Annotated in this window: 11 protein-coding genes; 1 reads left to right on the top strand and 10 read right to left on the bottom strand. The window is 69.6% G+C overall.

Annotated elements, in window-relative coordinates; all coding sequences use genetic code 11:
• Positions 1 to 214 precede the first annotated feature (214 nt).
• Positions 215 to 781 carry a hypothetical protein gene (locus KD1_RS07500; protein WP_068399881.1) on the top strand — a complete coding sequence of 189 codons (567 nt, stop codon included), beginning with the start codon at positions 215 to 217 and terminating at the stop codon, positions 779 to 781.
• Between the two features lie 10 nt (positions 782 to 791).
• On the opposite strand, the gene zupT is transcribed toward KD1_RS07500, so the two are convergent.
• The 10 genes from zupT to KD1_RS07550 all read right to left on the bottom strand — a co-directional run bounded on the left by zupT (position 792) and on the right by KD1_RS07550 (position 9226).
• On the bottom strand, positions 792 to 1589 hold the full coding sequence (gene zupT, locus KD1_RS07505) for a zinc transporter ZupT (RefSeq protein WP_068399884.1): 798 nt from the start codon (positions 1587 to 1589) through the stop codon (positions 792 to 794).
• Positions 1586 to 2170 (bottom strand): hypothetical protein, encoded by a 585-nt coding sequence (locus KD1_RS07510; RefSeq protein WP_068399887.1) that lies wholly within the window; start codon positions 2168 to 2170, stop codon positions 1586 to 1588. The genes zupT and KD1_RS07510 overlap by 4 nt, the downstream gene beginning before the upstream one ends.
• A gap of 91 nt (positions 2171 to 2261) precedes the next feature.
• Positions 2262 to 3422, bottom strand: a complete 1161-nt coding sequence (locus KD1_RS07515; protein WP_068399892.1) for an NtaA/DmoA family FMN-dependent monooxygenase — start codon at positions 3420 to 3422, stop codon at positions 2262 to 2264.
• Positions 3423 to 3444: 22 nt separating this feature from the next.
• Positions 3445 to 4671, bottom strand: coding sequence for an LLM class flavin-dependent oxidoreductase (locus KD1_RS07520; protein ID WP_068399896.1), 1227 nt, complete (start codon positions 4669 to 4671; stop codon positions 3445 to 3447).
• Positions 4672 to 4704: 33 nt separating this feature from the next.
• Complete coding sequence (locus KD1_RS07525) at positions 4705 to 5538, bottom strand: ABC transporter permease (RefSeq protein ID WP_068399899.1); 834 nt, start codon at positions 5536 to 5538, stop codon at positions 4705 to 4707.
• Complete coding sequence (locus KD1_RS07530; RefSeq protein ID WP_068399903.1) at positions 5531 to 6358, bottom strand: ABC transporter ATP-binding protein; 828 nt, start codon at positions 6356 to 6358, stop codon at positions 5531 to 5533. Before KD1_RS07530 ends, KD1_RS07525 begins: the two co-directional genes overlap by 8 nt.
• A complete protein-coding gene (locus tag KD1_RS07535) occupies positions 6355 to 7380 on the bottom strand; it encodes an ABC transporter substrate-binding protein (protein ID WP_068399907.1) in 1026 nt (341 codons plus the stop codon). The genes KD1_RS07530 and KD1_RS07535 overlap by 4 nt, the downstream gene beginning before the upstream one ends.
• Complete coding sequence (locus KD1_RS07540; RefSeq protein ID WP_068399910.1) at positions 7377 to 7895, bottom strand: flavin reductase family protein; 519 nt, start codon at positions 7893 to 7895, stop codon at positions 7377 to 7379. Before KD1_RS07540 ends, KD1_RS07535 begins: the two co-directional genes overlap by 4 nt.
• On the bottom strand, positions 7892 to 8758 hold the full coding sequence (locus KD1_RS07545; RefSeq protein WP_083542246.1) for an NADPH-dependent FMN reductase: 867 nt from the start codon (positions 8756 to 8758) through the stop codon (positions 7892 to 7894). Before KD1_RS07545 ends, KD1_RS07540 begins: the two co-directional genes overlap by 4 nt.
• 90 nt (positions 8759 to 8848) lie before the next feature.
• Complete coding sequence (locus KD1_RS07550; protein ID WP_083542247.1) at positions 8849 to 9226, bottom strand: helix-turn-helix domain-containing protein; 378 nt, start codon at positions 9224 to 9226, stop codon at positions 8849 to 8851.
• Between the last annotated feature and the right edge of the window lie 28 nt (positions 9227 to 9254).

Consider the following 9254-nt stretch of genomic DNA (forward strand, 5'->3'; position numbering starts at 1 on the left):
GCCCGTCGCTCCGCCGCCGGCACCACCCGTCTCGCCGCCGGCAGCCGTGGCCCCGCAGCCGGAGCCGAGCGCCCCGGCACCCACGCCTGCCTACCCCGCGGACGAGTTCGACACTCCGTTGTGGCGGTCGATCATCCAGCGGCACTGACCCATGCGGAGTCCTCTCAGGCGGGAGGCGCAGCATGGTGGAAATCGGTGATGGGAGGTGAGGTCCATGGGTGGACGAGGAGCGTTGCTCGACGCAGCACTCGGCGATGACGCCGGTCGCTACGTCAATCGCATCGGCGCCGACTGGGACGAGGTGCGGGAGTGGGCCGACCACGTGCAGTCCGCCGACGCCGAGGCGGTCCTGCGTGGTGAGATTCCGCGGTCCATCGCCGACCCGACGGTCCAGACCCCCGTGGACGTGCGCGGAACCGAGCTCCTCGGCGTGACCCTCCTCCCGCCCTTGGTGTTGGCGGCGGTCATCGCCGCCGTGCTCGATCTGGCCCTTCCACGGTGGGCGTTCGGCACCCGCCTGGATGCGTGGGAACTGGCGCTGGCGTTCGTCGGCGCGCTGGTCCTCGCCTTCCTGGTCTGGTTCCCCTGGGGGTCTCGGCTCACGTGGAGCCACGCCCGCACCCGCGACCGTCGCCTCCACGACCGCTCGGCGCTCGCCGTCAAGCGGCGGGTGTGGCAGTTCCGCGAGGCGGCGTTGGCGCAGATGCGCGTGGGTGAGGTTCCCGGCGCCTACGTCGACGCGATCGGCGCCAGCGGGATCGACGTCCGCGAACTGCGTTGAGCCGTCGGCCTCACATCATCAGCAGCAGGCTCAGCGACATGAACGCCATCCCGCCGACCATGCCGTACACCGCTCGGTGGTGCTCACCGAACTCCTCGGCCGTGGGCAGCAGCTTGTCCAGCGAAATGAACACCATGACTCCGGCCACGGCGGCGAGCATCGCCGCCATGACGGCCTCGTTCAGGAACGGCCGCAGCACCAGATAGGCCAGCAGCGCCCCGACCGGCTCGGCCAGACCCGAGGCGGCCGAGTAGGCGAAGGCCTTGAACCGCGATCCGGTGGCAAGGTGGATCGGCACGGACACGGCGATCCCCTCGGGGATGTTGTGCAGGCCGATGGCGACGACGAGCGGCACGGCCAGGGTCGGGTTCTCCAGCGCCGTCAGGAACGTGGCCATGCCCTCGGGCAGGTTGTGGATGCCCAACGCCAGGGCGAGCAGACCGCCCATGCGCAGGAGGTACGCGGCCTGGGCACGCTCGGAGGCATCGTCATGGTGGGTGAACTCGTGCGGGTTCGCCTCGTGCGGGACGAGTTGGTCGATGGCGGCGATGAGGAGCATGCCGGCGAAGAAGGCGAGCGTGACCCACACCGCTCCGCGGTGCTCACCCAGGGCCGCCTGCATGTGATCGGTCGCCGCGGGGAGCAACTCGACGAACGAGACGTAGATCATCACCCCGGCCGAGAAGCCCAGGCTCGTGGCGAGGAACCTCGGGCTCGGCGTGCGCTTGAGCAGCGCGATGACCGACCCGATGACGGTCGAGAGGCCGGCGACCAGGGTCAGCGAGAACGCGAGCAGGACATCGGTCACGAGCAGAAGTCGCAGACCCCCGTCAACGCCATCGTCAGGCCACACGTCGGGCACACCGAACCGGTGCGCACCTGGTGGGTGACGAGCTTTTCGCGCTGCTCGCGCTCACGCTGCTTCTGCAATTTGGGGGAGAGTGCCGGCGTGCCCCGGTGGCGGGCCACGGCTCCGGCCCAGCGGTAGCACTCGAGGCGGGCCTGCGCGGCCCGGTCCTCGCGCTCCTCCGGAGTGGGGAGTGGCTCAAGGCCCGTGGCGCGACACACATCGTCGTAGACCTCACCGACCTGCCCGTCGTGCCGGCCGACGACGAGGGTGGCCAGGGGTGGCGCGCCGGCCTCGGTGGCCCGCGAGGTGACGTGGCGCAGCACGCGAGGCAACCAGTTCTTCGTCGGCGACGAGGTCTGGAGGTTCGTGCGCAACTGAAGCTCCTTGGCCAGGGTGTGGTCCTCGACGATGGCCTGGTAGTGGCCGGCGAGCTGCACGAGCAGATCGTACGCCACGGCGCTCCAGCGGGATTCGGCCTCGCCCCACGGGACGGGGGTGCCATCGAGTGCGGTGACGGTGGGCGTGCGATCGCGACTCATCGGGTCCTCCGGGACCTTGCTCAAGCGGGGCACCGGTTGGGGGAGGTGCCCAGGAAATCGGGTGGGGCCGGCCAACCGGCCCCACCCGACATCATGGCCCCGATGTCGCGAACGCGCTCGCCGAGCGAGGTTCCGGCACCGGCAGGCCGAGGTGGCCGCGCAGCGTCGTGGCGGTGTACTCGGTGCGGAAGAGACCGCGCTCCTGCAGGATCGGCACGACCTGGTCGACGAACACCTCCAACCCGGACGGCAGCGCCGGCGCCATGATGGTGAAGCCATCGGCCGCGCCCTGCTCGAACCACGTCTGCAGGTCGTCGGCGATCTGTGCGGGCGTGCCCGCGATCGTCCGATGGCCATGAGCGGAACGCTCCCCGGGCGCGAGGAGGTCGTCGAACTGGCGTTCCAGATCGCGGGCCTCGCGCTGCGTCGAGCCGATGTACGGCACGACGCCGGGCAGGACCTTGATGTGCTTGGGGTTGCGACCGGCCGCGGCCGTGGCGGCCTTGAGGGTGGCGTAGAACTCCTGCGCCTCGGTCAGGGTGCGCTGCGCGGTGAAGACCGCCTCGGCGTGCCGAGCGGCCAGAGCCACCCCGGCCGGCGAGGATCCGGCCTGGACGATCACCGGGTGGCCCTGGGCGGAGCGTGGCAGGGTGAGCGGCCCCTCGACCCGGAAGTGTCGACCCTCGTGCGCAATCGGGCGCACGAGAAGCGGATCGGCGTACACCCCGCCGGCGCGATCGTCGCGGACGGCGCTGGGGTCCCAGCTGTTCCACAGGGCCTGGACGACGTCGATGAACTCATCGGCCCGGTCGTCGCGGTCGGCGTGGCTCGGCAACTCGGCCAGACCGAAGTTGTGGGCCGCGTTCGGTGCCGCCGAGGTGACGGCATTCCACCCGGCGCGGCCGCGGCTGGCGTGGTCGAGCGAGGCGAAGGAACGCGCCAGACCGAAGGGTTCGGAGTATGTCGTCGACGCGGTGGCGATGAGGCCGATGTGCTCGGTGGCCGCCGCCAGGGCGGCCAGCAGGATGACCGGGTCGACGTCCGGTGAGGGCTGGTGCGCCGGACTGTGCGTCTGCGCCGGGGAATCCTGGAAGACCAGGGAGTCGAACCGGCCGCGCTCGGCGATGCGGGCGAGGTTGCGGTAGTGGGCGACGTCGAGCGCCGCGCCCGGGGCGGACTGGGGCAGGCGCCAGGCCGCCTCGTGGTGGCCGACGCCATCGACGAAGGCGTTGAGGATCAGCTGGGTGGACATGGGTTCTCCTCGTTCGGGGTCGTCAGACCGTCGCGGCCGCGTCGGGTCGGGGCTCGCGGGCGCTCGGGGGGATCGGCAGCCCGTAGTGCCCGCGCAGGGTGGTGGCGGTGTATTCGGTGCGGAACAGGCCGCGTGAGCGGAGCACCGGCACGACCTCGTCGACGAACGTCTCCAGGGCATCGGGGAAGTACGGCGCCATGATGTTGAACCCGTCGGCGGCCCCGGCGCGGAACCACACCTCGAGGTCGTCGGCGATCTGCTCGGGGGTGCCCGCCAGGGTGCGGTGACCGCGACCGCCGCCGAGGCGACGTAGCAACTGACGCACCGTGAGGTTGTCCCGACGGGCGAGGTCGAGGGTCAGTTCCCAGCGCGACTTGTTGGACTCGACCGTCGTCACGGCGACGACGGTGGCCGGCAGCGGACCGTCGAGGTCGATCTCGTCCGGCGCAACACCAGCGGTCTCGGCCAGCTGCGCCAGGGCGAGGTCATTGACGATGAGGTCGTCGAGACGATCCTGCAGGGCGGTGGCCTCCTGCTCGGTCGACCCGATGAACGGGACGATGCCGGGCAGGACCTTGATGTGGTCGGGGTTGCGACCGGCGGCGACCGTGGCCTCCTTGAGGGTGGCGTAGAACTCCTTGCCCTCGGCCAGGGTGCGCTGCGCGGTGAAGACCGCCTCGGCATACCGCGCGGCCAGGGAGATCCCCGCGGGCGACGATCCGGCCTGGACGACGACCGGATGGCCCTGCGGGGTGCCCGCCCCGCGCCACAGACCGAGGACCACGTCGAGGAACTCGGCGGACATCTCGTACCGCGTGGCGTGCGAGGGCAGTTCGGTCAGTCCGTAGTTGCGGGCGGCGTCATCCGAGGCCGTCGTCACCGAGTTCCACCCGGCGCGCCCGCCGCTGACGTGGTCGAGGGTGGCGAACGCGTGGGCCAGGGTGAACGGAGCTCCGAACGTCGTCGAGGCCGTGCCGATGAGGCCGATGTGGTCGGTCACCGCGGCGATGGCCGAGAGCAGCACGATGGGGTCGTACGTCTCGAACGGACGGCGGGCGGGGGAGCCGCCCACGGCCGGGACGTCGGCGAAGAAGATCGAGTCGAGTTTGCCGCGCTCGGCGATCTGGGCGAGTCGCTGGAAACGGGTGATGTCGGTCGTGTCGGCCGGCGGCGCCTCGGGCAGCCGCCACGCGGCCTCGTGCTGGCCGCCTCCCATGAGGAAGGCGTTGAGGACCAGATGGTCTCCCATGATGTGTCTCCTTGGTCGAGGGTCGGGGTGGGTTCAGCCGCGCCAGGCCGAGAGGTGCTTCTCGGTGGCGACGAGGCCGTAGTTGACGCCCAGCCCGATGAGTGAGGTGGTGAGGATCCCGGCGTACATCTGCGGGATGAGGAAGTTGAACTGCGAGTAATTGATGAGGAAGCCCAACCCGGCCGTCGCGCCGATCATCTCGGCGGCGATGAGCACGAGGATCGCCGCGCTCCCGGCGATGCGGATGCCGGTGAAGATCGTCGGGACCGCGGCCGGCAGGACGACCTTGACGAACGTCTCGATCGGCGAAAGTCCGAACACGCGCGCGGACTTGAGCAACAACGGATCGACGCTGCGCACCCCACTGATCGTGCTGAGCAGGATCGGGAAGAAGCACGCGAACATGACGATGGCGACCTTGGAGGTCTCGCCGATGCCGAGCACGAGCACGAAGACCGGCAGGAGCGCCAGCGCGGCCGTGTTGCGGAACAACTCGAGCACCGGGTTGAGCAGCCGGTGGACCACGGGGTACCAGGCGATGGCGGCGCCGAGCGGGATCGCCGTGACGAGCGCCAGGGCGAAGCCGGCACCGGAGCGCAGCAGGCTCGCCGAGGTGTGCTTCCACAGTTCGCCGGAGGTCGCCAGGTCCCACCACGTGGCGAGGATCTGCGACAGCGGCGGCACGAAATGGGCGTCGACCAGGCCGAGGCGCGGCGCGAACTCCCAGATCAGCACGAGACCCAGCACCCCGATCAGGCCCAGGGGTGCCGAGGCGGAGCGCGGTGCGCCCAGGGCCCGAATCCGGGCGGCTGCTTCTTGGCGCGGGTTCGGCCGCGCCTGCGCGGTGCGCTGCAACAGGTCAGACATGAGCGGCCTCCTCGGCTCGGTCGGCGGCCGCCTGCTGGTCGTGCCGCAGCAGCGTCCAGATCTGGTGGCGGTAATGGGCGAACTCGGCGGTGGCGCGAACGTCGTCGTCGTCGGACTCGGCACTGAACGGGATGGCCAACTCCTCGCGGATCCGTCCCGGGTGGGCGGACATGACCGCGACGCGCTGACCGAGGTAGACCGCCTCGTCGATGCCGTGCGTGATGAAGACGATCGTTGTGCGGGTGCGGCGCCAGATCTGCAGCAGTTCCTCCTGCAGGGACTCGCGGGTCTGGGCGTCCAGGGCGCCGAAGGGCTCGTCCATGAGGAGCACCTCGGGTTCGCAGGCCAGGCTGCGCGCGATCGCCACACGCTGCTTCATCCCGCCGGAGAGTTCGCCGGGGCGGCGGTTCTCGAAACCCTCGAGACCGACCAACTGGAGGTAGTCGCGGGCTCGCGCGCGACGCTCCTTGCGGCCCAGGTCGGTGGCCGATTCCAGGGCGAACTCGACGTTGCCCAGCGCGGTGCGCCACGGCAACAGCGCGTACTGCTGGAACACGACGCCGCGGTCGGTGCCGGGGCCCTCGACGCGCCGGCCGTTGATGCGCACCTCGCCGGAGGTCGGTGTGGTCAGGCCGCTGATGAGGTCGAGCAGCGTGGACTTGCCGCAGCCGCTGGGCCCGACGATGGTGAGGAACTCGCCTGCGCGGACCGTGGTCGAGACGTTGTCGAGGGCGACGAAGTCCTGCTCCCGACCGGTCTCCTGGGATCGGACCCGGAAGGTCTGACCGACGCGGTCGATCTCGATCTTCGGCGTGCTCACGACGTCTCCTTGGCGTAGGGGTTGAACTCGTTGGTGTAGATGTCGCCGACCTTGATCGCGTCCTGGTCGATCTGACCTTCGGCGACCAACCAGTCGGTCCACAGTTCGAAGTCGCTGTCCTTCAACACGCCGCCTTCGACCGGGACACCGTTGCCGCCCCACGAGGCCAGGGCCTTGGCTGCCTCGGGACGCCCCTGCTTCGTGCGGTAGTCGGTCAGGGTCTTGACGACCTCCGCCCGCGGGGCGTCGCGGATGTAGGCTGCCGAATTCGCCAGCCCCGCGACGAGGACCTTGGTGGCTTCGGGGTTCTTCGCGATGAAGTCGTTGCGCAGCGCCAGGGCACCACCGGTGTATTCGCCGACCAGGTCGATGTCGTCGACAAGGCTTCGCACGCCGCCGTGGTCGAAGGCGACCTCACGAGAGGTGAAGCCGAGCTGGGCCACGTCGACCTGCCCTTGGCGCAGCGCCCCTTCCATGCTGATGGAGGGGAGCGGCACGAGAGTGACCTTGGCGATCTCCTCGTCGCTCAGTCCGCCACGACGCAGGTAGGTGTCGATGACGGCCTCTGAATTGGCCCCCAGGGTGTTGACGGCGATCCTTCTGCCGATGAGGTCCTGGGGACCCTTGATCGGGCTGTCCTTCAACACGGTCAGCGATTGACGAACGTCCTTCGTGGAACCGTAGTAGCCGACGACGCCCTTGATCGGCACCCCCGTGGCCACTGCCTTGGCAATGGCGCCGTTGAAGGCGCCACCGATGTCGACCTGATCGGTGGCCAAGGCGCGGAGGGCCTCCGGACCGCCTTGGACGTCACCGACGTACTCGACCTTGAGGGGATCCAAGTACCCCAAGGCGGCAGCCACTTCGACCGTGTCGGCCATGCCGGGCGAGGCTTGGTACCGGATTGTCGTCTGGGCTGGATCGTCTGCGCCGCCACCGGCTGAGGCACCGCCGCCGCAGGCCGCGAGGACCCCGGCAGCGGTGGTGGCGGCGGCGAGGGCCAGGAGCGAGCGGCGGATCATGAGCGATGTCCTTCTGCGAGAGCGGTGTACGAACCTTGGTGGTAGACGAGGGGAGTCGCTTGGTGGCGCCGAATGACGTCGGCGACCTCGGCGATGACGATGGAGTGGTCGCCGGCGGGCACCTGCTGCACGATGTGCGCCTGCAGGCTGACCGGAGCATCGAGGAGCACCGGCTCGCCCGTGCTCAGGCGCTCCCAGCGCACCGGGGCGGCGAAGCGGTCGATGCCACTGGTGGCGAACCGACGGGCGAGGTGGGCCTGGTCCTCGCCCAGCAGGTTGACCGAGACGGTCCAGGCGTCGGCCAGCGCGGGCCAGCTCGAGGAGCCGCGGCTGAGCGAGAACGAGATCAGCGGCGGGTCCAGCGAGACAGAGGTCAGTGACGTCGCCGTGAAGCCGACCGGTCCCGACGCCGAGGCCAGGGTGACGACGACCACGCTGGCCGCGTGTCCGCGAAAGACGCTGCGGAAGTCGTCGGCCGACAGCTGGGGGAGCGCGTCGACGGCTGGGGCGGTCATGCGGGCACCTCGGCGGCGGATTGGGCAGCGGGCCTGCCGGCACGCTGAGCAGCGACCACGGCACCGATGATCGGAGCGGCGTGCGCGGCCCACTCCGACGCGACCTCGGCGATCCGGGGCAGTTCGGCCTCGGTCAGGGTGACCGAACCGGTCGGTACGGCAGCGCCCAGTTCGCTCAGCACGGGGCGGAGGTGCAGATCGGCGAGCAGGCGGTGCGAGTCGGCCGCTGCGACGGTGACCGGGACCACGGTGACCCCGCGAAGTCCGGCGCTGGGCACCCGGTCGAGGAACAGTTTGAGCAGACCGGTGAGACTGCCCTTGTAGACCGGGGTGGCGACGATGAGGACATCGGCGTCGATGATGCTGGTCAGGGCCTCGGCGACGACGCCGTCTCCGGCGTCGGTCGCCAGATCGGGGAGCAGGTCGGCAAGGTCGATGACCGACGTGGCAGCGGATTCCGGCCCGCCAACTTCCGGGTGGCCGGATTCGGTGGCGGCGAGGGTCGAGATGAGCGCGTCGGCGACGGCTTCGGCGGCGACCCGAGTACGGGAAAGGCGGCGCGGATTTCCCACGACAACAACTGTTTTCGGGCGCGCTGAAGTATGGAGCGGCATGCGAGGACTTCCTTTGAGGCAGGAGGGAAGGATCAGGTCAGGCGGAATTGCGCAGTGCACAACCGAATTGCCGGTCAGTGATGTGCGGCGAAGTGTGGGGAGGCGTGATCGATGCCGATGAATCGCTCTGTGCGCGAATGGAATCAGCGACAGATCGCGGTACAGGTGCGGAGCAGATCGATGTGCTTCCGCGTCACCAGGATGGCCATGGCTCGATCGTGCCCGTCCGTGAGCGCGGGCGCAATCCATAATTCCTACTGTCTCACTATGTGATTATGAAGAGGCAAACATCGAGTTATGGATGAGGACGCGGTGCGGCCCGCGTCGGGCGGTGGGCGGCTACTCCTGGGGCTCGGCGGCAGGCGCCGACGTCGCCGAGGCCGCCGGCGCCGCCATGGCGTCGTAGACCTCGATGAGGGCGCGACGCTGCGCTCCGGTCAGGTTGGGGTCGACCTTGATGAGGTCGTGCATGGCGTCGCGGGCCGCGGCAGCATCGTCCTCGTCGCTCTCGGGTGGCACGAGTTCGTCGGGATCGATCCCCATCGCGGAGGCGAGATTGCGCAGAACCTGGTCGCTGGGGAAGCGCAGTCCGTTCTCGATCTGAGACAGATACGGACCCGAGATCCCGGACATCGCGGCGAGCTGACGCATTGGGAGAGAGGCCAGTTCACGCTGCCGGCGGATCAGTGAGCCGAGGGTGTTCTGAACTGTTGCCATAGCGTGATGATAACGACCCGCCGAGGGG

Source organism: Kribbia dieselivorans NBRC 106261 (assembly GCF_001552435.1).
Classification (GTDB): Bacteria; Actinomycetota; Actinomycetes; order Actinomycetales; family Dermatophilaceae; genus Kribbia; species Kribbia dieselivorans.

Bases quoted from the DNA above. Each gene is read 5' to 3' on its own strand.
- KD1_RS07500 (WP_068399881.1), top strand. From the start codon at position 215: ATGGGTGGACGAGGAGCGTTGCTCGACGCAGCACTCGGCGATGACGCC.
- KD1_RS07510 (WP_068399887.1), bottom strand. From the start codon at position 2,170: ATGAGTCGCGATCGCACGCCCACCGTCACCGCACTCGATGGCACCCCC.
- KD1_RS07515 (WP_068399892.1), bottom strand. From the start codon at position 3,422: ATGTCCACCCAGCTGATCCTCAACGCCTTCGTCGATGGCGTCGGCCAC.
- KD1_RS07520 (WP_068399896.1), bottom strand. From the start codon at position 4,671: ATGGGAGACCATCTGGTCCTCAACGCCTTCCTCATGGGAGGCGGCCAG.
- KD1_RS07525 (WP_068399899.1), bottom strand. From the start codon at position 5,538: ATGTCTGACCTGTTGCAGCGCACCGCGCAGGCGCGGCCGAACCCGCGC.
- KD1_RS07535 (WP_068399907.1), bottom strand. From the start codon at position 7,380: ATGATCCGCCGCTCGCTCCTGGCCCTCGCCGCCGCCACCACCGCTGCC.
- KD1_RS07540 (WP_068399910.1), bottom strand. From the start codon at position 7,895: ATGACCGCCCCAGCCGTCGACGCGCTCCCCCAGCTGTCGGCCGACGAC.
- KD1_RS07545 (WP_083542246.1), bottom strand. From the start codon at position 8,758: ATGGATTGCGCCCGCGCTCACGGACGGGCACGATCGAGCCATGGCCAT.
- KD1_RS07550 (WP_083542247.1), bottom strand. From the start codon at position 9,226: ATGGCAACAGTTCAGAACACCCTCGGCTCACTGATCCGCCGGCAGCGT.